The sequence below is a fragment of the Streptomyces sp. NPDC003034 genome (assembly GCF_053591375.1).
Genome location: NZ_JBSFTS010000020.1, coordinates 40,147 through 61,460, shown reverse-complemented (window position 1 = coordinate 61,460; position 21,314 = coordinate 40,147). Strand labels below are relative to the sequence as shown.

Sequence of the window (21,314 nt, the reverse complement as noted above, 5' to 3'; positions counted from 1 at the left end):
TCAGACGGGCAGGTGGTTGATCGGGTGGTCGTCGGTGGCCCACAGGTACTGGACGGCGTACGCGCGCCAGGGCCGCCAGCCGGCCGCGCGGGCGGTCAGCGCCGACGGGGTGGACGGCAGTCCGAGGCGCTGCGCCGCCCGGCGGACCCCGAGGTCGGTCGGCAGGAAGGCGTCCGGGTCGCCGAGCGCCCGCATCGCGATGACCTCGGTGGTCCACGGGCCGAAGCCGGGCAGCGCCGACAGCTGGGCCCGCGCCGCCTCCCAGTCGCTGTCGATGCCGAGCGGAAGCGAACCGTCGGCGAGCGCCGCGACCAGGGTGGTGAGGGTGGCGCGCCGGCTGCGGGGCAGGGCGAGCGACCGCGGGTCCAGTTGGGCGAGCGACTGCGGCGAGGGGAACAGGCGGGTCAGTCCGCCCGCCGGATCGGGGTCCGCGACCGGCTCGCCGTGGGCGGTGACCAGCCGGGCGGCGTGCGTGCGCGCCGCCGCCGTGGACACCTGCTGCCCGAGGACCGCCCGTACGGCGAATTCGGCCGCGTCGACGGTACGGGGAACCCGGCGCCCCGGAGCCCGCTCCACGAGCGGCGCCAGCAGCGGGTCACAGCGCAGCTGTGCGTCGACCGCCTCGGGATCGGCGTCCAGGTCGAGCATCCAGCGGCAGCGGCTGATGGCGATGGTGAGGTCGCGCAGGTCGGTGAGGGCCAGCTGGCAGCCGATGTGGTCGGGCTGCGGTGTCAGGGCGACGACGCCGGTGCCGTAGGGCAGGCGCAGGGTGCGGCGGTAGGCGCCGCCGCGCCACTCCTCGACGCCGGGGACGGCCGTCGCGGCGAGGTGGCCGAAGAGGTTGTCCGGGTTGAGCGGAGCCCGGAACGGCAGCCGCAGGCTGATCGTCCCCGGGATCCGGGGCCGGGCGTCCTTGCGGCGGCCGGCGCTCAGGGCGCGGACGCGCAGGTCGCTGGGGGAGAGGGCGAAGATCCCGCGGACGGTGTCGTTGAAGGTCCGTACGGAGGAGAAACCAGCGGCGAAGGCGACATCGGCCATGGGGAGCTGCGAGGTCTCGATCAGGATCCGCGCGGTCTGGGCGCGCTGGGCCCGGGCGAGGGCGAGGGGACCGGCGCCGAGCTCGGCATTGAGCTGCCGCTCCACCTGGCGGGTCGAGTAGCCGAGGCGGGAGGCGAGCCCGGGCACGCCCTCGCGGTCGACGACCCCGTCCTGGATCAGCCGCATGGCGCGGGCCACGGCGTCGGCGCGGGCGTTCCACTCGGGGGAGCCGGGACTGGTGTCGGGCCGGCACCGCTTGCAGGCCCGGAAACCGGCCTGCTGGCAGGCGGCGGCGCTGGGCAGGAAGGACATGTTCTCGGTCTTCGGCGGGACCGCGGGGCAGCTGGGCCGGCAGTAGATCCGGGTGGTCCGGACGGCGGTGAAGAACCAGCCGTCGAAGCGGGCGTCCTTCGACCGGACGGCTCTGACGCAGCGCTCGGTGTCGGTGTGCATGGCTCCAGGATCCCGTGCGGAAGGGACCTCGGCTGGCGGTTTTCCGACACCAAGGCTAACGCCGCGGCCGCACGCCTCTTCGTCCCGCCCGGGCCCACCCTTCCCCCACGGGCCGGAGCGGGCCGGAGCGACGAAAGGGCCCCCGGATGCCGATGGCATCCGGGGGCCCTCTCACGTACGGGCGCCGCGCGCTACGACTGCGTGGCCCGCGCCTCGCGGCGGTTGTGCCGGAAGGTGTTCGCCCGCCGGGTCGTCGCGAACAGCGGGATGGTCGCCGCCAGCGCGATCTGCAGGGCGCAGCCCGTCTGGAGCAGCAGCTGACCGCCGGGCGCGTCGAACGCCCACGCCGCCAGCATGCCCATCGCGCCGACGATCCAGCAGAGCATCGCGACCGCGAGGACACCGCGCGGCTTGGGATACTCCACCCGGCTCACCATCAGCCAGGCCACCCCGATGATCGCCAGCAGCGTCGGGATGAACGGCAGCTCCAGCAGCACGATGGAGACCACCGTCAGCGCGCCGAAGGGGCTCGGCATGCCCTGGAACATGCCGTCCTTCATCGTCACGCAGCTGAATCTCGCGAGTCTGAGCACCACGGCGAGGAGCACCACGATCGCGGCCAGCGCCGACATCTTCTGGTGCGCGTCGTCGGCGACCATGCCGTAGACGAGCACGAAGTACGCCGGAGCCAGGCCGAAGCTGATCAGGTCGGACAGGTTGTCCAGCTCCGCGCCCATCGGCGAGCTGCGCAGCTTGCGGGCCACGATGCCGTCGAAGAGGTCGAAGACCGCGGCGAGCAGCATCAGTATCACGGCCGTCGCGGCGCTGTGACGGGCCATGCCCGACTCGTTGCTGCCGGTGAGGTGCGGGATGAGGATTCCGGTGGTGGTGAAGTACACCGCCATGAAACCGCAGGTCGCGTTGCCGAGGGTGAGCGTGTCCGCTATCGACAGCCGCAGTGAGAGCGGCATGTCGTCCTCGGCCGAATCCGCCTCGGCGGATTCGGGCACCCAGCCGGCGGCAGGAGTCTCAGGGTCAGTCACGGTCAATTCGGGTCACCCCCGCGGTGGTGGTCTGACCGACCTCGACCGCGACCTCGACGCCCTCGGGGAGGTAGATGTCGACGCGTGAGCCGAAGCGGATGAGACCGATGCGTTCGCCCTGCTCCACCTTGGTGCCGGCCGGCAGGTAGGGGACGATGCGGCGGGCGACGGCGCCGGCGATCTGCACCATCTCGATGTCACCGAGCTCGGTGTCGAAGTGCCAGACGACGCGCTCGTTGTTCTCGCTCTCCTTGTTGAACGCCGGGACGAACCCGCCGGGGACGTGCTCCACGGACGTCACCGTGCCCGCGAGGGGCGCGCGGTTGACGTGGACGTTCAGCGGGCTCATGAAGATCGCGACCCGGGTCCGTCCGTCCTTCCACGGCATGATGCTCTGCACCACACCGTCGGCGGGGGAGATGACACGGCCCTGAGCGATCTCGCGCTCGGGGTCGCGGAAGAACCACAGCATGCCCGCCGCGAGTGCGGTGGCGGGCACGGCCGCCGCGGCCCAGCGTCCGGACTTGCGGGCCCGGGCGAGGCTGAGCGCTGCGGTGGCGACGGTCGGCAGAAGCCACGGCGATGCTCCGCGCGCGAGACGTCCACCGAGGAGGCCGACGCGAGGTGCAGAGGTTTGGCTGTGGGGCATGGATGACCTTCGTAGCGGGTGATTGCCGCGCCGCAAGCAGGGGGACGGGACGGCGGCTTTACTGGAATGCTATCGGTTGCGCGCAACAACTGGGCAAGCCAGAAGCCGAGTCGATGACCGTCAGCCAGTGACCGGCAGTGACTCTTCTGCGGCGAACCAATGGACGATTCGCCGCAAAAGGTACTTTCAGCCCTGAAGACGGTACTCCTCAAGCAGGCGTCGCCCGATGATCATTTTCTGGATCTCGGCAGTACCTTCACCGATCAGCAGCATCGGCGCCTCCCGGTAGAGGCGCTCGATCTCGTACTCCTTCGAGAACCCGTAGCCGCCGTGGATGCGGAAGGCGTCCTCCACGACCTCCTTGCAGTACTCGGAGGCGAGGTACTTCGCCATCCCCGCTTCGAGGTCGTTTCGTTCACCAGAGTCCTTTTTGCGTGCCGCGTTCACCATCATCGCATGGGCGGCTTCGACCTTGGTAGCCATTTCGGCCAGCTTGAACTGGATCGCCTGGTGCTCGGCGATCGCCTTGCCGAAAGTATGACGTTGTTGGGCATAGGAGACACCCAGCTCGAACGCACGCTGCGCGACGCCGCAGCCACGGGCGGCCACGTTGACGCGGCCGACCTCGACCCCGTCCATCATTTGGTAAAACCCTCGGCCGGTCTCGCCGCCGAGCACCCGATTGGCCGGAATGCGCAGTCCGTCCATGATGAGCTCGGTCGTGTCGACGCCCTTGTAGCCCATTTTGTCGATCTTGCCGGGGATGGTCAGGCCCGGACGGACCTCGCCGAAGCCCGGCTCCTTCTCGACGAGGAAGGTCGTCATCGACTTGTGGGGTGCGGTGCCCGCGGGGTGTCCTTCGTCACTTCGCACGAGAACGGCCACGAGCGTGGAGGTGCCGCCGTTCGTCAGCCACATCTTCTGGCCGTCGAGGACGTACTCGTCGCCGTCCTTCACCGCCTTGGACGTGATCGCCGACACGTCCGATCCGAGGCCCGGCTCCGACATCGAGAACGCGCCGCGCACCTCGCCGAGCGCCATGCGCGGCAGGAAGTGGTCCTTCTGCTCCTGCGTGCCGTGCTGCTTGAGCATGTACGCGACGATGAAGTGGGTGTTGATGATGCCCGAGACGGACATCCAGCCCCGGGCTATCTCCTCCACGCACAGCGCGTAGGTGAGCAGCGACTCACCCAGGCCGCCGTACTCCTCCGGGATCATCAGGCCGAACAGTCCGAGCTCCTTGAGCCCGTCCACGATCGCCTGCGGGTACTCGTCGCGGTGCTCCAGCTCGGTGGCGACCGGGATGATCTCCTTGTCGACGAACTCCCGGACGGTCTTGAGGATCTCCCGCTGGACGTCCGTGAGCCCGGCGGTCTGGGCGAGTCGGGCCATGGCTACTTCCCCTGTTCCTTCAGCTGGGGCCGGCCGGGCTGCTCGCCGCCGCGCTCCTTGACGTACGTCTCGGTGGGGACCATCACCTTGCGCCGGAAGACGCAGACGAGGGTGCCGTCCTGCTTGTAGCCCTTGGTCTCGACATAGACGATCCCGCGGTCGCTCTTCGACTTCGAGGGTGTCTTGTCGAGGACCGTGGTCTCGCCGTAGAGCGTGTCGCCGTGGAAGGTCGGCGCCACGTGGCGCAGGGACTCGATCTCCAGGTTGGCGATGGCCTTGCCGGAGACGTCCGGTACGGACATGCCCAGCAGCAGGGAGTAGATGTAGTTGCCGACGACCACGTTCTTGCCGAAATCGGTCGTGTTCTCGGCGTAATTGCTGTCCATGTGGAGGGGGTGGTGATTCATGGTCAGCAGGCAGAAGAGATGGTCGTCGTACTCGGTGACCGTCTTTCCGGGCCAGTGCTTGTAGACCGCCCCGACCTCGAACTCTTCGTAAGTGCGTCCGAACTGCATGGGGGTCAGGCCTCCGCCGTCTTCTCGATCGAGGGGTGTTCGAACTTGCTGGTGCGCCGCATGCCCGCCGCCCGGCCCTTGCCCGCGATGACCAGGGCCATCTTGCGGCTGGCCTCGTCGATCATCTCGTCGCCGAGCATCGCCGAGCCCTTCTTGCCCCCCGCCTCGGAGGTGCACCAGTCGTACGCGTCGAGGATGAGCTCGGCGTGGTCGTAGTCCTCCTGCGAGGGCGAGAAGACCTCGTTGGCCGCGTCGACCTGACCGGGGTGCAGCACCCACTTGCCGTCGAAGCCCAGCGCCGCGGCCCGGCCGGCCACCTCGCGGTAGGCGTCCACGTCGCGGATCTGGAGGAAGGGACCGTCGATGGCCTGGAGGTCGTGCGTGCGAGCGGCCATCAGGATGCGCATGAGGATGTAGTGGTAGGCGTCCGCGCCGTAACCGGGCGGCTGCATGCCCACGACCAGCGTCTTCATGTTGATGGACGCCATGAAGTCCGCCGGGCCGAAGATGATGGTCTCCAGCCGGGGCGAGGCGCCGGCGATCGCGTCGACGTTCACCAGGCCCTTGGCGTTCTCGATCTGCGCCTCGATGCCGATCTTGCCGACCTCGAAGCCCATCGTCTTCTCGATCTGGGTCAGCAGGAGGTCCAGGGCCACGATCTGCTGGGCGTCCTGGACCTTCGGCAGCATGATGCAGTCGAGGTTCTGGCCGGCGCCCTCGACGACCGTGATGACATCGCGGTACGTCCAGTGCGTGGTCCAGTCGTTGACGCGCACGACGCGGGTCTTGCCCGTCCAGTCGCCCTTGTTCAGCGCGTCCACGATGGTGTGGCGGGCGCCCTCCTTGGCGAGCGGGGCGCAGGCGTCCTCCAGGTCCAGGAAGACCTGGTCGGCGGGCAGGCCCTGGGCCTTCTCCAGGAAGCGCGGGTTCGACCCCGGCACCGCGAGACAGGAGCGGCGCGGGCGAAGGCGGTTCACCGGGTGGGAAGGCGTGGTCATGCGGGGACCTCCGTGCTTTCAGCGATGTCGGTGCTGTCGAGGGGATGAAGCTTGTTGGCTCTGCGGATCTCGTCGACGATACGGCCGATGATCTCCGTGATGCCGAAGTCCTTGGGCGTGAAGACGGCGGCCACTCCCGCTGCCTTCAAGGTCACGGCGTCGGCGTTCGGAATGATGCCCCCGACGATGACGGGGATGTCACCCGCCCCCGCCGCCCGCAGGCGCGTCAGGACGTCCGGTACGAGAGCGCAATGGGAGCCGGACAGGATGGACAGTCCCACGCAGTGCACGTCCTCGGCCAGCGCCGCCGAGGAGATCTCCTCGGGCGTCAGCCGGATGCCCTGGTAGACCACCTCGAAGCCGGCGTCGCGGGCCCGGACGGCGATCTGCTCGGCGCCGTTGGAGTGCCCGTCCAGGCCCGGCTTGCCGACCAGCAGGCGCAGCCGGCCGGCTCCCAGCTCCTCGGCCGTACGGGCGACCTTCTCCCGGACCTCCGCCATCGGCGTGCCGGGCTCGGCCGCCACCGCCACCGGCGCCGAGGAGACCCCGGTCGGTGCCCGGAACTCGCCGAACACCTCGCGCAGGGCGCTGGCCCACTCACCCGTGGTGACGCCCGCACGGGCGCACTCCAGGGTGGCCTCCATCAGGTTCTCCGTCCCGGCCGCGGCCTGCTTCAGCCGGTCCAGGGCCTGCATGACGGTGGGGTGGACGAAGGGGTCGCCGCCGCCCTGCCGGTCCGAGGACTCCTGCCGCTCGGCGCGCCAGCGGGTGATGCGCTCGACGATCTGCGCCTCCACCGCCCCGTCCACCGTCATGATGGCGGCGTCCAGGTCCGCGGTGAGCGGGTTCTCCTCCGTCTGCTGGAAGCAGTTCACCCCGACGATCTTGTCCTCGCCGGCCTCGATCCGTGCGCGCCGCTCGGCGTGCGAGGAGACCAGCTGGGACTTGAGGTAGCCCGACTCGACGGCGGCCATCGCGCCGCCCATCTCCTGGATCCGGTCGATCTCGGCCAGGGACTCGGCGACCAGGGACTCCACCTTGGCCTCGATCACGTGCGACCCGGCGAAGATGTCGTCGTACTCCAGCAGGTCGCTCTCCAGGGCGAGGACCTGCTGGATGCGCAGCGACCACTGCTGGTCCCAGGGCCGGGGCAGGCCCAGCGCCTCGTTCCAGGCGGGCAGCTGCACCGCGCGGGCGCGGGCGTCCTTGGAGAGGGTGACGGCCAGCATCTCCAGCACGATCCGCTGGACGTTGTTCTCCGGCTGCGCCTCGGTCAGACCGAGCGAGTTGACCTGCACCCCGTACCGGAAGCGGCGCTGCTTGGCGTCCTCGATGCCGTAGCGCTCACGCGTGACCCGGTCCCAGATGCGGCCGAAGGCGCGCATCTTGCACATCTCCTCGATGAAGCGGACGCCCGCGTTCACGAAGAAGGAGATCCGGGCCACCACCTCACCGAAGCGCTCCGGCGGGACCTGGCCCGAATCGCGGACCGAGTCCAGTACCGCGATCGCGGTGGACATCGCGTACGAGATCTCCTGGACCGGAGTGGCCCCCGCCTCCTGCAGGTGGTAGCTGCAGATGTTGATCGGGTTCCACTTCGGTATGTGGTTGACCGTGTACGCGATCATGTCCGTCGTCAGGCGCAGCGACGGCCCCGGCGGGAAGACGTGCGTCCCGCGGGAGAGGTACTCCTTGACGATGTCGTTCTGAGTGGTGCCCTGGAGCTGCGAGATGTCCGCGCCCTGCTCCTCGGCGGCCACCTGATAGAGCGCCAGCAGCCACATGGCGGTAGCGTTGATCGTCATCGAGGTGTTCATCTGCTCCAGGGGGATGTCCTGGAACAGGCGCCGCATGTCGCCCAGGTGGGAGACCGGGACCCCGACCCGGCCCACCTCGCCGCGGGCGAGGATGTGGTCGGGGTCGTAGCCGGTCTGCGTCGGCAGGTCGAACGCGACCGACAGGCCGGTCTGGCCCTTGGCGAGGTTGCGGCGGTACAGCTCGTTGGACGCCTCGGCCGTGGAGTGGCCCGCGTACGTCCGCATGAGCCACGGACGGTCCTTCTGGCGCTCTGTCATCTCAGGCTGTCCCTTTGGCCTTTGAACGGTCTCAGACGATTCAGACGTTGCGGAAGCGGTTGATGGCTTCCAGGTGCGTGGCGCGCAGCTCGTGGTCGCGGACGCCCAGGCCCTCCTCGGGGGCCAGCGCGAGGACGCCGACCTTGCCCTGGTGAAGGTTGCGGTGGACGTCGTAGGCCGCCTGGCCGGTGTCCTCCAGGGAGTACACCTTCGACAGCGTCGGGTGGATCTTGCCCTTGGCGATCAGGCGGTTGGCCTCCCACGCCTCGCGGTAGTTGGCGAAGTGCGAGCCGATGATCCGCTTCAGCGACATCCACAGGTAGCGGTTGTCGTACTCGTGCATGTAGCCCGAGGTCGAGGCGCAGGTGGTGATCGTGCCGCCCTTGCGGGTGACGTACACGCTCGCGCCGAAGGTCTCGCGGCCGGGGTGCTCGAAGACGATGTCGATGTCCTCGCCGCCGGTGAGCTCCCGGATGCGCTTGCCGAAGCGCTTCCACTCCTTGGGGTCCTGGGTGTGCTCGTCCTTCCAGAACTTGTAGCCCTCGGCGTTGCGGTCGATGACCGCATCCGCGCCCATGGCGCGGCAGATGTCGGCCTTCTCGGGGCTGGAGACCACGCAGATCGGGTTGGCGCCGCCGGCGAGGGCGAACTGGGTGGCGTACGAGCCGAGGCCGCCGCTCGCGCCCCAGATCAGGACGTTGTCGCCCTGCTTCATGCCGGCGCCGTTGCGGGAGACCAGCTGGCGGTAGGCGGTGGAGTTGACCAGGCCGGGGGAGGCGGCCTCCTCCCAGCTGAGGTGGTCCGGCTTCGGCATGAGCTGGTTGGACTTGACGAGGGCGATCTCCGCCAGGCCGCCGAAGTTGGTCTCGAAGCCCCAGATGCGCTGCTCCGGGTCGAGCATCGTGTCGTTGTGGCCGTCGGAGGACTCCAGCTCCACCGAGAGGCAGTGCGCGACGACCTCGTCGCCGGGCTTCCAGGCGTTCACGCCGGGGCCGGTGCGCAGGACGACGCCCGCGAGGTCGGAGCCGATGACGTGGTACGGCAGGTCGTGGCGCTTGGTGAGCTCCGACAGGCGTCCGTACCGCTCCAGGAAGCTGAAGGTGGACACCGGCTCGAAGATCGAGGTCCACACGGAGTTGTAGTTGACGGAGGAGGCCATGACGGCCACCAGGGCCTCGCCCGGGCCCAGTTCCGGCACCGGGACCTGGTCCAGGTGCAGGGACTTGCGCGGGTCCTTCTCACGGGTGGTGAGCCCAGCGAACATCTCCGCCTCGTCCTTGTGCACGGTGATCGCGCGGTACGAGTCGGGCAGCGGCAGGGCTGCGAAGTCTGCGGCGGTGGCGGACTGCGACTGAATCGCGTCCAGGATGTCCTTCACGGTAGAGCCTCCGGCTGAGCGCTGAATGAGGGTGCGCTGGGGGATACGCGTTGTGTGCGCGGGAGCGTGTGGGGTGCTGTGACGGTGCTTCGGTGCTTCGGTGGTGCTGAGTGCTGAGTGCTGAGGTGTCGCGGATGGTGCGGGTGCCGTCGGTCCGGCTGGTGCGGTGGCGCTGGGCGGCGCGGGTGGTTTCGCCGCGCTCCCCCTTTGCTCGTGGCAAAGGCTTCGGAGGCGAAGCCGGTGTGCGGTGCCTGGTGACGCAGGCGTCCGGGGCGCGTTCCGTGCCGGGTGGGCGTGGGCCGCGGGGACATCCGGATGACTTCAACGTATGGCACCCCGTGTCACTCAGCAAGGCACCGCGTGCCAAAACTTTCTCTCATTTGTCTTCTGACCTGCGCACATGAGCGATGATCGATCAGAGTTACCGGCGAGTAGGGGCAAGTGGGACAAACGGAAGCGGCCGCCCCCTTTACGGGAGCGGCCGCTGTGACGTGAGTCGCCTACTTCTGCTTGAGTGCCTCTTCGATGGTGCGCATGACCTCCTCCAGAGGCGCGTCCGTCCGGGCCACCGCCACCAGGACCTCGCCCTGTGTCCGCACCCCGGCCGCCGCCGGAGCGGCCGGCGCCGGCGCCGCGCCGGCCGTGCGCCCCGCGCCGATCCCCGAGCCGAAGGTGTTCCGTACGATCGAGAAGGCGTGGTCCAACTGCGCCTCCACGTCACCCTGCCCGCCTGCTCTGAGCCAGCGCCGCAGGACGTGGTTGTGGGCGGTCACCACCGCCGAGGCGGCCACCTCGGCCAGCAGCGGGTCGTCATTGCCGTCGTGCGGCTCGTGCTCGTCGAAGTGGGCCAGCAGATAGCGCGTGAACAGCCGCTCGTACCGGGCCACGGAGGCGATCTCCCGCTCCCGCAGCGCCGGCACCTCGCGGGTCAGCCGGTAGCGCTCCACCGACACCGCCGGCGAGGCGGCGTACATCTTCATGACTTCCTTGATCCCGCGGCACACCGTGTCGAGCGGGTGCTCGTGCGCCGGGGCCACGTCGAGCACCGCCTCGGCGCGGGTCAGGGTGTCGTCGTGATCCGGGAAGATCGCCTCTTCCTTGGACCGGAAATGCCGGAAGAAGGTCCGCCGCGCCACCCCGGCGGTGGCGGCGATCTCGTCGACCGTCGTTGCCTCGTACCCCTTGGTCGCGAAGAGCTCCATCGCCGCCGCGGCGAGCTCCCGGCGCATCTTGAGCCGCTGCGCGGCCGCCCGGGTGCCGGCCGCGCTCTCCGGTGTGTCGGTGGTCGTGGCGGCGCGGGGCGAGGTCTTGGCGGGCTGGGACATAGAGCGAAAGTACTTCATTCGCGCCGAGGAGTGCGCCTGCGGGGGGTGGGGCGCCAGTGGATCCCGGGGCGGATGCGCGGGTGGGTGCGCGGCCGGGGACGGGTGCGGGCGCGGGGTCTGGGACGCGGTCGGGGGCGGGGGTGGATGCGGGGGTGGATGCGGGGGAGAGCCCGCACTGGGCTCGGGAGGGTTCGTCCGCCGTGAGGGTCCGGCGGACCCGAGCAGCCCTCCCCACGCATCCGGCTCGTGGCCCGGCGGGTTACCGGCGGGCGTACTCACGGAATCCGCGGCCCGTCTTCCTTCCCAGGCATCCCGCCGCCACCAGGTGCTCCAGCAGCGGGGACGGCGCCAGCCCCGGGTCGCGGAACTCCTTGTGGAGGACCTTCTCGATGGCCAGCGAGACGTCCAGGCCGACCACGTCGAGGAGCTCGAAGGGCCCCATCGGGTAGCCGCCGCCCAGCTTCATCGCGGCGTCGATGTCATCGAGGCTCGCGTAGTGCTGCTCGACCATCTTGACGGCGTTGTTCAGGTACGGGAACAGCAGCGCGTTCACGATGAAACCGGCCCGGTCCCCGCAGTCCACCGGGTGCTTGCGCACCGTTGCGCAGACCTCGCGGACGGTGGCGTGCACGTCGTCGGCCGTCAGGACCGTACGGACCACCTCGACCAGCTTCATCGCCGGCGCCGGGTTGAAGAAGTGCATGCCGATCACGTCCTCGGGGCGCGAGGTGACGCGGGCGATCGCGATCACCGGCAGCGAGGAGGTCGTGGTGGCCAGCACCGCGCCCGGCTTGCAGACCTTGTCCAGGGCCGCGAACAGCTCCTGCTTGACCGCCAGGTCCTCGGCGACCGCCTCCACGGCCAGGTCCACCTCGGCGAAGGCCTCCAGCGAACCGGCCGCGCTGATCCGGTCCAGCGTCCGGGCGGCCGCGTCCTCGGTCAGCCGGCCCTTGGCCACCGCCCGGGCCAGGGACTTGCCGATCGCGGCCTTCGCCGCATCGGCCTTCTCCTGGCTGCGCCCGGCGATGGCCACGGTGAAACCGGCCTGCGCGAAGACCTGGGCGATCCCGCTCGCCATGGTGCCGGTACCGGCCACGCCGACCGAGGTGACCGGCCGGCCGCCGCCGGAGCGGCCGCCCTCCGGCGGGGTCTGCGCGTCGCGGACGACGACGGAGCTGCCGGGCGCCTCGTACGTGTAGAAGCCGCGCCCGGACTTCTGCCCGGTCAGCCCGGCTTCGGCGAGGTGGCCCAGGACGGGCGCCGGGGCGTGCAGCCGGTCCCCGGAGGAGAGGTACATGGCTTCCAGCACGGTGCGGGCGGTGTCCACGCCGATCAGGTCCAGCAGCGCGAGCGGGCCCATGGGCAGACCGCAGCCGAGCCGCATCGCCGCGTCGATGTCCTCGCGGGAGGCGTACTTCGCCTCGTACATGGCGGCGGCCTGGTTCAGGTAGCCGAAGAGGAGGCCGTCCGCGAGGAAACCGGGGCGGTCCCCGACCGAGACCGGTTCCTTGCCGAGCGCGCGGGCCAGCTGGGTGACCGCCGCCACGGCGGTCGGCGCGGTGAGCACGCAGGAGACGATCTCGACCAGCTTCATCGCCGGCGCCGGATTGAAGAAATGCAGGCCCACCACCCGCTCGGGGCGCTGGGACTCGGCGGCGAGCCGGGTGACCGACAGGGCGTTGGTGCCCGTCGCCAGGATCGCGTCGGGCCGCACGATCGCGTCGAGTTCCCGGAACACCCGCTGCTTGAGCTCGTACGACTCGGGCACGACCTCGATGACGAGATCGGCCTCGGCGGCGGCGCCGAGGTCGGTGAAGGTGCGGAAGCGGGCGAGGACGTCCGTCCGCTCCTCGTCGGTGAGGCGCTCCTTGGCGACGGAGCGGGCGGTGGCCGCCGCGAGGGCGGCCGTGGCCCGGCGGGCGGCGATGTCGCTGATGTCGATGCCGATGACCTCGTGGCCGGCCTGCGCGAGGACCTCGGCGATGCCGGTGCCCATCGTGCCGAGGCCGACGACGGCGATGGTCTGGAGGGTGGACTGACTGGACGGACGGTCCATCGAGGGACTCCAGTGGAAGAGGGTGACGACTGAGGGCACGGCGTGCGGATGCCGTGCGGGGAAGCCCATGGGGCGAAAGCGGCGGGCCCTGTCCCGGGGCCACGCCGTGGTAATGCGAGAGGTGCTGCGGTACCCGAGGCACCGAACCGACCGGCACGGGGCGGCTGCGTCACCAGGCCGCCTCGTACGTGTTGAAGGGACAGTAACTCCTCGGTAACTGCTTGGCCAGCGCACGGAGATGTGACATACGCCGCCCCGCGGCTTGCCCCCGCCCGCCGCGATCGGGTACGTATCCCCGCGAACCGCTGTGCCCGCCGCGCAGGCGCCCTAGGCTCAGCGCGTGAACGACGTGCTGGAGCGCCTGCGGGCGGAAGCCACCGGATCGTCCGACCGCGCGCGGTACGAGGCGCTGCTCGTGGCGGATCCCGATGGCCTGGCGGCTTCGCTGACTTCCGCCGGGCAGCCCCTGTGGGCGCGCGAGCTGGCGGCGTACCGATTGGGCCTGCGGGGAGACCGGAGGGCCTTCGAACCCCTGGTGCTGCTGCTCAACCATCGCGACCCGCCGCGCTGCGCGGCCGCCGCCGAGGCGCTCGCCGTACTGGGGGATCCCCGCACCGCCCGGGCCGCGGCGGCCCTCGCCACCAACGGCCTGCGCACCGCCTACGCCCTCCAGCCGGTGCGGCTGCTCACCGCCCTGCGCGCCCCGGAGTCCGCTCCGGCCCTGATGGCCACGCTGTCCCGGCTGCTCTCCCCGCACGACCCGTACTGGCGGATCGCCCTGGCCTGCGTCGAAGGACTGGGCGCCCTCGCCGATCCCCGCGCCCGCGACCTCCTGACCCGCGCCCAGTCCCACCCCCGCCTGGCCGTGGCGGCGACGGCGGCCCTGCGCGCCCTGGACTGACCGCCCCAGCGGCGGGAACGGACGGGCCGACGGGGGCCGGTCAGCGGCTCCCGTCGGCCCCGCGGGGCCGTTCATGCTGACCGGCGCGGGGATTCAGCCCCGGAAGCCGAGCAGGCCGTGCAAGGTGGCGCCGCGCGAGGAGGGCTGGGCCGCGCGCGTCGCCGTGGTGGGCTTCGGGGCCGGCGGGGCGGCGCAGGTGGCGTCCGCGGCCTGGCCCGTCCTCAGGTACGCCGCCACCTTCTCGTCGAGGCACTTGTCGCCGCTCATGGAAATGCCGTGGTTGCCGCCGCCCTCCTGGACCACGAGGGCGGAGCCGGCCAGTTTCTCCCGCATGCTGACCGCGCCCTCGAAGGGGGTGGCCGCGTCGTCCGTCGCCTGGAGGAGCAGCGCGGGCGGCAGAGCGGTGTTGGTCACGTCCGGGGCCTTCAGCGGCTGCGTGGGCCAGAACGCGCACGGGGCGTTGTACCAGGCGTTGTTCCAGGTCATGAAAGGCGCCTTGGCGTGCGTGCGCCACATGTCGGCGCGCCACTGGTTCCAGTCCTTCGGCCACGCCGAGTCCCGGCACTGGACCGCCGAGTACACGCTGTAGCTGTTGCCCGCGGCGGCCGCCACCGCGCCGAACCGCTCGTACGCCGCCACCAGCGGCTTCGTGTCCTTGCCGACCGTGTACGCGGAGAAGGCGGCGGCGAGGGTCGGCCAGTAGCCGTTGTAGTAGGCGCCCGGCATGTAGGTGTCCTCCAGCTCGGAGGGGCCGACCTTGCCGCCCGCCGGAGTCCCGCGCAGGGCTTCCCGCACCGCGTACCACCGCCGCTCGACCACCGCCGGGTCGGTGCCCAGCCGGTAGGTGGCGTCGTGCTGCGCGACCCAGGCCAGGAAGGCCTTGTGGCGGGAGTCGAAGGCCCGGTCCTGGGCGAGGTTGTCCTCGTACCAGACCCCGCCCGGGTCGACCACGGAGTCCAGGACGAGCCGGTTGACCCGGCCCGGGTGGAGTTTGGCGTACACCGCGCCCAGGTAGGTCCCGTACGAGTAGCCGAAGTAGCTGATCCGCTCCGCGCCCAGGGCGGCGCGCAGCACCTCGATGTCGCGGGCGGCCGCGACGGTGCCGATGTGCGGGAGCACGTCGGCGTGCTTGGAGCGGCAGGATTCGGCGTAGGCCCGCACCCGCTCCAGGTTCGCCCGCTCGGTCGCCTGGTCGCGCGGTACGGAGTCCGGGCGGACGGGGGTGAAGTGGCCGGCCGCGCAGTCGAGGGCCGGCTCGCTCTTGCCGACGCCCCGGGGGTCGAAGCCGATCACGTCGTACTGGGTGGCCACGTCCTTGGGGAGGGCGGAGGCGATGTAGCCGGCCAGGGTGCGGCCGCTGCCCCCCGGACCGCCCGGATTGACCAGCAGCGGTCCCTGCGAGGCGGCGGCGGTGTGCGGGACCCGGGTCAGGGCGAGGGTGATCTGCCGGCCCGCGGGGTGGCCGTGGTCGAGGGGGACCTTCAGGGAGGCGCACTGGAGGGTCGGGAACCGGGTGGTAGCGCAGCCGGTCCAGTGGAGGGCCGCCTTCGGCGCCGCCGACGCCGCGGGGGCCGCCGGGCCGGCCGCCGGGGCCGCCGTGACCGGGCTCGCGAGGGCGGCGGCGACGGTGGAGATCGACAGCAGGACGGCGGCGCGCTTGTGCAACGGGCGGCGCTTCTTCAACGGGTGCAGCATGGGGCCTCCCAGCCGAGGGTTCTGGGCGGAATCGTCCCGGAAACCACGCCGGGAGGACGGGATTGGGCCGCCTATTGGCCCGATGTGATGACCCGCCAGGGAGCATCCGGGGGCAGCGGGCAGCGGGCAGCGGGCAGCGGGCGGTGTGCCGGGTGCCCGGTGGCCGCCGGTTCGGCCGGCAGGGAGCCCGGCCGCCCGGGCGGCACGAACGCACGCGCCGCCCCGTGCCCAGGCGATGCCGGATCCGGGGGCGGCTGCGTGGACTTGGCGAGCGGTCCGCCCCCGGTGCGGGGCGGGCCCGTACGAGCCGCCCGCGCACAGCGGCACGTACCGCTCCACGGGACGCGGACGGTGCTCGCCCGGCCGGGCAGGTGAAGTACTTCCGCGGCCCCGGCGCAGATGGAGTACCAGAGGTGTCACGGATGCGCCCGCCGGGCCCGGTTGCGGCGCGGACGGCGGCCCGCGGCCGCTCCGGCGGGTCCCGACGGGTCCGGCGGACCCGGTCGCCCCTGGTCGCGGTGTCCCCGGCGGCCCGGATTTGGGCGGTCGGCCCGGAGGTGGTTGTCTTGCCGCGACGAGCGATCACAACTGCTGGAGGAACAGCTATGGCGCAGGTCGAGGCCACCACGGAGCGGATCATCGCGGCCGACGCGGAGACCGTGTTCGACGCGCTGGCGGACTACACCGGGACCCGGGGGCGGCTGCTGCCCGAGCACTTCAGCGAGTACGAGGTGCGCGAGGGCGGCGACGGCGAGGGGACCCTCGTCCACTGGAAGCTCCAGGCCACCAGCAAGCGGGTCCGCGACTGCCTGCTGGAAGTCACCGAGCCCACGGACGGTCAGCTGGTCGAGAAGGACCGCAACTCCTCCATGGTCACCACCTGGACCGTCACCCCGGCCGGCGAGGGCAAGTCCAAGGCCGTCGTCACCACCGTGTGGAACGGCGCGGGCGGTATCGGCGGCTTCTTCGAGCGCACCTTCGCGCCCAAGGGCCTCGCCCGGATCCACGACGCCGTGCTGGCCAACCTGGCCGCCGAAGTCGAGGGCTGACCACAGGGGTTGCCGGGCCGGTGGGAGCCCTGCGGCGACTCACCGGTTCGGGTGGAATTCCGGGTGGGTCCGCGCCGCCGGCAGCGGGCGTGGCCCCAAGGCGATCGGCGCTCCGGGCGGTTAGGGTGGGGCCCGGCGCGTGTCCGTCCGCGCGCCTGCGCGACGCGCCGCGGCCTCCGCCGGCGTCCGCGACCGACACGACCGTCCGCCACCGAGGTGACCGTCCGCACCCAAGGTGAGCGTCCGGGAGCGGCGCGAGCGTTCGGACCGACCGCCGCGTGCGTGAGCGACCGACCGTGTGCAACCGACCGCCCGGGGGCCCGATGAAGATCCTCATCTCCGCCGACATGGAAGGCGCCACCGGCGTCACCTGGCCCGACGACGTGATGCCCGGGGCCCCGCAGTGGGAACGCTGCCGGGCGCTGTTCACCTCCGACGTGAACGCCGCCGTCCTCGGCTTCTACGACGGCGGCGCCGAGCGGGTCCTCATCAACGAGGCCCACGCGACCATGCGCAATCTGCTGCTGGAGCGGCTCGACCCCCGCGCGGAGATGCTCACGGGCCGCCACAAGTCCCTCTCCATGGTCGAGGGAGTCCAGCACGGCGACGTCGACGGCGTCGCCTTCGTCGGCTATCACACGGGGGCCGGCTCCGAAGGCGTCCTCGCCCACACCTACCTCGCGAACTCCATCACCGGAGTGTGGCTCGACGGGGTGCGCGCCAGCGAGGGCCTGCTCAACGCCCACGTCGTCGCCGAGTACGGGGTCCCGGTCGTCCTGGTCACCGGAGACGACCTGACCTGCGCCGACGCCGCCGGCTACGCCCCCGACGCGGTGACCGTCGCCGTCAAGGACCACGTCTCGCGCTACGCCGCCGTGTGCCGCACTCCGGCCCGTACGGCCGCCGACATCCGGGCGGCGGCCAAAGAGGCCACGGCCCTGGCGGTCCGCCGGGAACCGGTGAGCGGCGGCCCCTTCACCGTGGAGCTGGAATTCGACGCCGAGCACCTGGCGATGGCCGCCACGGTGGTCCCCGGGGTCGAGCGGTGCGCGGAGCGCAGGGTCGCGTACACCAGCGGGACGATGTACGAGGGAATCCGGACGTTCAAGGCGGTCACGACGGTCGTCTCGGCGGCCGTGGAGGAGCAGTATGGCTAGCAGAACGGTGGGTACGTCCGCAGTCAGCGCCGAAACCGGAGCCGAAACCGGGGCCGAAACCGGTGCCGAGACCGGTGCCGCGGCCAGCGCCGGAACCGGAGCCGGGCCCGGCGACGGCCGTGGGCCCGGGGCCCCCGTCACCGTACCGGCCGGCGCCGTCGACGAGGTCGCGCTCGAAGAGGCGGTGGCCTTCACCGCCGACCTGATCCGGATCGACACCACCAACCGGGGCGGCGGCGACTGCCGCGAGCGCCCCGCCGCCGAGTACGCCGCCGAGCGGCTCGCCGCCATCGGCCTGGAGCCGGTCCTGCTGGAGCGCACCCCCGGCCGTACCAACGTGGTGGCCCGGATCGAGGGCACCGATCCCGCCGCCGATGCCCTGCTCGTCCACGGCCATCTCGACGTGGTCCCGGCCGAGGCCGCCGACTGGAGCACGCACCCCTTCTCCGGCGAGATCCGGGACGGCGTGGTCTGGGGCCGCGGCGCCGTCGACATGAAGAACATGGACGCGATGGTGCTGGCCGTCGTGCGGGCCTGGGCGCGGGCCGGGGTCCGGCCGCGCCGCGACATCGTGATCGCCTACACCGCGGACGAGGAGGACAGCGCGGTCGACGGCTCCGGCTTCCTCGCCGACCGCCACCCCCACCTCTTCGAGGGCTGCACCGAGGGCATCAGCGAATCGGGCGCCTTCACCGTCCACCCCCGCCCCGGCCAGAGCCTCTATCCGATCGCGGCCGGTGAACGAGGCACCGCCTGGCTGAAGCTGACCGCGCACGGCACCGCCGGGCACGGCTCCAAGCCGAACAAGGCGAACGCGGTCACCCGGCTCGCCGCCGCCGTGGCACGGATCGGCGAGTACCAGTGGCCGGTCCGGCTCACCGCCACCGTCACCGCCTGCATCACCGAACTCGCCGCCCTGGACGGCCTGTCGGTGGATCCGCACGGTCCGGGCTTCGACCTCGACGCGGTCCTCGCCAGGCTCGGCCCGGCCGCCGCCCTCGTCGAGGCCACCGTACGCAACAGCGCCAACCCGACCATGCTCAGCGCCGGTTACAAGCTCAACGTGGTCCCCGGGCAGGCCACCGCGTTCGTGGACGGCCGGATGCTGCCCGGCGGTGAGGCCGAGTTCATCGCCACCCTCGACGCGCTCACCGGCCCGGACGTCCGGTGGGAGTTCCACCACCGCGAGGTGGCGCTCGAAGCGCCCGTGGACGGGCGGACGTACGGGATCCTGCGCGAGTCCGTCGAGCGGTTCGACCCCGGCGGACACGTGGTGCCCTTCTGCATGGCGGGCGGCACCGACGCCAAGCAGTTCTCCCGCCTCGGCATCACGGGCTACGGCTTCTCCCCGCTGAAGCTGCCGCCCGGTTTCGACTACTGGTCCCTCTTCCACGGCGTGGACGAGCGGGTCCCCGTCGAAGCCCTGCACTTCGGGGTCCGGGTCCTCGACCACGCGTTGCGGACGCTCTGAAAGGCGAAGGGACCTCCTGATGGTGGCGCCGACCCTGCCGTACGGAAGCTGGCCCTCACCCATCGACGCGGCGCTCGCGGCCTCGCTCGACGGACGGCCCGACTACATCGCCGCCGTCGGCTCCGACGTGTGGTGGACCGAGCCCCGGCCGCAGGAGGAGGGCCGCCGGACCCTCGTACGAAGGACCGTGGACGGCGGACCGGCGGCCGCGGAGCTGCCCGCGCCGTGGGACGTGCGCAGCCGGGTCACCGAGTACGGCGGCCGGCCCTGGGACGGCCTGGACCGGGCCGCCGGCGGACTCCTCCTCGTCTTCGTCCACTTCGCCGACCAGCGGCTGTACTCCTACGAACCCGACGCGCCCGGTGCCGCCGCACCGCGCCCCCTCACCCCCCTGTCCGCGGTCGGCGGCGGCCTGCGCTGGGCCGACCCGGTCCTGCGCGGCGGCGAAGTCTGGTGCGTGCTGGAGGAGTTCACCGGCCCGGCCCCCACCGATGTACGCCGGGTGCTGGCCGCCGTACCGCTGGACGGGTCGGCGGCCGAGGACCGGAGCGCGGTACGGGAACTGACCGACGACCGGCACCGGTTCACCACCGGCCCCCGGCTCTCCCCGGACGGGCGGCGCGCCGCCTGGCTGGTGTGGGACCACCCGCGCATGCCCTGGGAGGGAACCGAGCTGAAACTGGCCGAGATCACCCCCGAAGGCGCCTTCGAACAGGTCCGTACGGTCCTCGGCGGCCCCGAGGAGGCCATCGCCCAGGTGGAATGGACGGCCGGCGGGGACCTCCTCGCGGTGAGCGACCGCAGCGGGTGGTGGAACCCGTACCGCGTGGACCCGGGGACCGGTGAGGCCGTCAACCTGTGCCCGCGCGAAGAGGAGTTCGGCGGCCCGCTGTGGAAACCGGGAACACGCTGGATCGCCCCCCTCCCCGCGGACGGCTCCCGGGCCGAAAGCTCCGGCGGAGGGCTCCTCGCGGTCCTCCACGGCCAGGGCGCCTCCGTACTCGGCATCCTCGACCCGGACAGCGGCGACCTCGTGGACGCCGCCGGACCGTGGACGGACTGGCAGCCGACGCTCGCCGTGAGCGGCACGCGGATCTACGGGGTCGCCGCCAGCCCGCGCAGCGCGTACGAGGTGGTCGAACTGGACATCGCCACCGGACACGCCCGCGCGGTGGGCGCGCGGGCCGTCGACCGGGTGGATCCGGCCTACTACCCGGAGCCGCAGACCCGGATCTTCCCGGGCCCGGACGACCGGGAGATCCACGCGCACGTCTACCCGCCGCACCACCCGGCCTGCCGTGCCCCCGCCGACGAACTGCCCCCGTACGTGGTGTGGGCGCACGGCGGCCCCACCGATCACGTGCCCCCCGTGCTCGACCTGCACATCGCCTACTTCACCTCGCGCGGCATCGGCGTCGTGGAGGTGAACTACGGCGGCTCCTCCGGCTACGGCCGCGCCTACCGGGAGCGGCTGCGCGAGCAGTGGGGCGTGGTCGACGTCGAGGACTGCGCGGCGGTGGCCCGGACGCTCGCCGCCGAGGGCACCGCCGACCCGGCCCGGCTCGCCATCCGCGGCGCCAGCGCGGGCGGCTGGACGGCGGCGGCCTCGCTGGCCGCCACGGATCTGTACGCCTGCGCCGCGATCATCTACCCGGTGCTGGACCTGGCCGGCTTCGCCGCGGAGACCCACGACCTGGAGTCCCACTACGCCGACAGCCTGGCCGGGCCGCCGCGCGGTGCTGGCCCGTGAGCGCTCGCCCGTGGCCCGCGCCGACCGGATCGCCGCACCCTTCGTACTGCTCCAGGGGCTGGACGACCCGGTCTGCCCGCCGGCCCAGGCCGAACGTCTCCTGGCCGCCATGCGGGGACGGTCGGTGCCGCACGCGTACGTGGCCTTCGCGGGCGAGGGCCACGGTTTCCGGCGCGCCGACACCATGATCCGGGCGCTGGAGGCGGAACTGTCGCTGTACGTCCAGGTGTTCGGGATCGAGCGGACGGATGTGCCGCGGCTGGAGCTGCGGGTGTGAGCGCGCAGGGCGTGACCGTCTGCGGTCTGGCGGTCTGACGGTCTGGCGGCTGACGGCCTGACTGCCTGGCGGCTGGCGGCCTGACGGCCGGG

General features: G+C 71.8%; 15 protein-coding genes and 1 pseudogene. 5 read left to right on the top strand and 11 right to left on the bottom strand.

Features of this window, described 5'->3' with window-relative positions; genetic code table 11:
• From ACWDX7_RS20170 to ACWDX7_RS20125, 10 genes are all read right to left on the bottom strand, one after another.
• Entirely contained in the window at positions 1–1,491 is a 1,491-nt protein-coding gene (locus tag ACWDX7_RS20170) for an AlkA N-terminal domain-containing protein (protein ID WP_451489458.1), read from the bottom strand.
• 191 nt (positions 1,492–1,682) lie between these two features.
• Positions 1,683–2,462, bottom strand: coding sequence for a CDP-diacylglycerol--serine O-phosphatidyltransferase (gene pssA, locus ACWDX7_RS20165; protein ID WP_451489511.1), 780 nt, complete (start codon positions 2,460–2,462; stop codon positions 1,683–1,685).
• 64 nt (positions 2,463–2,526) lie between these two features.
• A complete protein-coding gene (locus ACWDX7_RS20160; RefSeq protein ID WP_451489459.1) occupies positions 2,527–3,183 on the bottom strand; it encodes a phosphatidylserine decarboxylase in 657 nt (218 codons plus the stop codon).
• A gap of 186 nt (positions 3,184–3,369) precedes the next feature.
• Positions 3,370–4,575, bottom strand: a complete 1,206-nt coding sequence (locus tag ACWDX7_RS20155; protein WP_451489460.1) for an acyl-CoA dehydrogenase family protein — start codon at positions 4,573–4,575, stop codon at positions 3,370–3,372.
• Between the two features lie 2 nt (positions 4,576–4,577).
• Positions 4,578–5,090 (bottom strand): MaoC family dehydratase, encoded by a 513-nt coding sequence (locus ACWDX7_RS20150; RefSeq protein ID WP_451489461.1) that lies wholly within the window; start codon positions 5,088–5,090, stop codon positions 4,578–4,580.
• Between the two features lie 5 nt (positions 5,091–5,095).
• Entirely contained in the window at positions 5,096–6,088 is a 993-nt protein-coding gene (locus tag ACWDX7_RS20145) for an HpcH/HpaI aldolase/citrate lyase family protein (RefSeq protein ID WP_451489462.1), read from the bottom strand.
• On the bottom strand, positions 6,085–8,163 hold the full coding sequence (locus tag ACWDX7_RS20140; RefSeq protein ID WP_451489463.1) for a protein meaA: 2,079 nt from the start codon (positions 8,161–8,163) through the stop codon (positions 6,085–6,087). The genes ACWDX7_RS20145 and ACWDX7_RS20140 overlap by 4 nt, the downstream gene beginning before the upstream one ends.
• Positions 8,164–8,203: 40 nt before the next feature.
• Positions 8,204–9,541, bottom strand: coding sequence for a crotonyl-CoA carboxylase/reductase (ccrA, locus tag ACWDX7_RS20135; protein ID WP_451489464.1), 1,338 nt, complete (start codon positions 9,539–9,541; stop codon positions 8,204–8,206).
• Positions 9,542–10,041: 500 nt separating this feature from the next.
• A complete protein-coding gene (locus ACWDX7_RS20130; protein WP_451489465.1) occupies positions 10,042–10,866 on the bottom strand; it encodes a TetR family transcriptional regulator in 825 nt (274 codons plus the stop codon).
• Positions 10,867–11,125: 259 nt separating this feature from the next.
• Positions 11,126–12,922: a 3-hydroxyacyl-CoA dehydrogenase family protein gene (locus tag ACWDX7_RS20125; protein ID WP_451489466.1), complete on the bottom strand. Its 1,797-nt coding sequence runs from the start codon at positions 12,920–12,922 to the stop codon at positions 11,126–11,128.
• Positions 12,923–13,262: 340 nt separating this feature from the next.
• On the opposite strand from ACWDX7_RS20125, the gene ACWDX7_RS20120 reads away from it, so the two are divergent.
• Positions 13,263–13,823, top strand: a complete 561-nt coding sequence (locus tag ACWDX7_RS20120; RefSeq protein WP_451489467.1) for an adenylosuccinate lyase — start codon at positions 13,263–13,265, stop codon at positions 13,821–13,823.
• A gap of 93 nt (positions 13,824–13,916) precedes the next feature.
• Here ACWDX7_RS20120 and ACWDX7_RS20115 read toward each other — a convergent pair whose 3' ends face one another.
• Positions 13,917–15,518: an alpha/beta hydrolase gene (locus ACWDX7_RS20115; RefSeq protein ID WP_451489468.1), complete on the bottom strand. Its 1,602-nt coding sequence runs from the start codon at positions 15,516–15,518 to the stop codon at positions 13,917–13,919.
• A 605-nt stretch (positions 15,519–16,123) separates the two neighbouring features.
• Between ACWDX7_RS20115 and ACWDX7_RS20110 the strand changes: the two genes are divergently transcribed.
• The 4 genes and pseudogenes from ACWDX7_RS20110 to ACWDX7_RS20095 all read left to right on the top strand — a co-directional run bounded on the left by ACWDX7_RS20110 (position 16,124) and on the right by ACWDX7_RS20095 (position 21,222).
• A complete protein-coding gene (locus ACWDX7_RS20110) occupies positions 16,124–16,567 on the top strand; it encodes an SRPBCC family protein (protein WP_451489469.1) in 444 nt (147 codons plus the stop codon).
• A gap of 323 nt (positions 16,568–16,890) precedes the next feature.
• A complete protein-coding gene (locus tag ACWDX7_RS20105) occupies positions 16,891–17,724 on the top strand; it encodes a M55 family metallopeptidase (protein ID WP_451489470.1) in 834 nt (277 codons plus the stop codon).
• Entirely contained in the window at positions 17,717–19,195 is a 1,479-nt protein-coding gene (locus ACWDX7_RS20100) for a M20/M25/M40 family metallo-hydrolase (RefSeq protein ID WP_451489471.1), read from the top strand. The genes ACWDX7_RS20105 and ACWDX7_RS20100 overlap by 8 nt, the downstream gene beginning before the upstream one ends.
• 19 nt (positions 19,196–19,214) lie before the next feature.
• Positions 19,215–21,222, top strand: a pseudogene (locus tag ACWDX7_RS20095) (prolyl oligopeptidase family serine peptidase).
• Positions 21,223–21,314 lie beyond the last annotated feature (92 nt).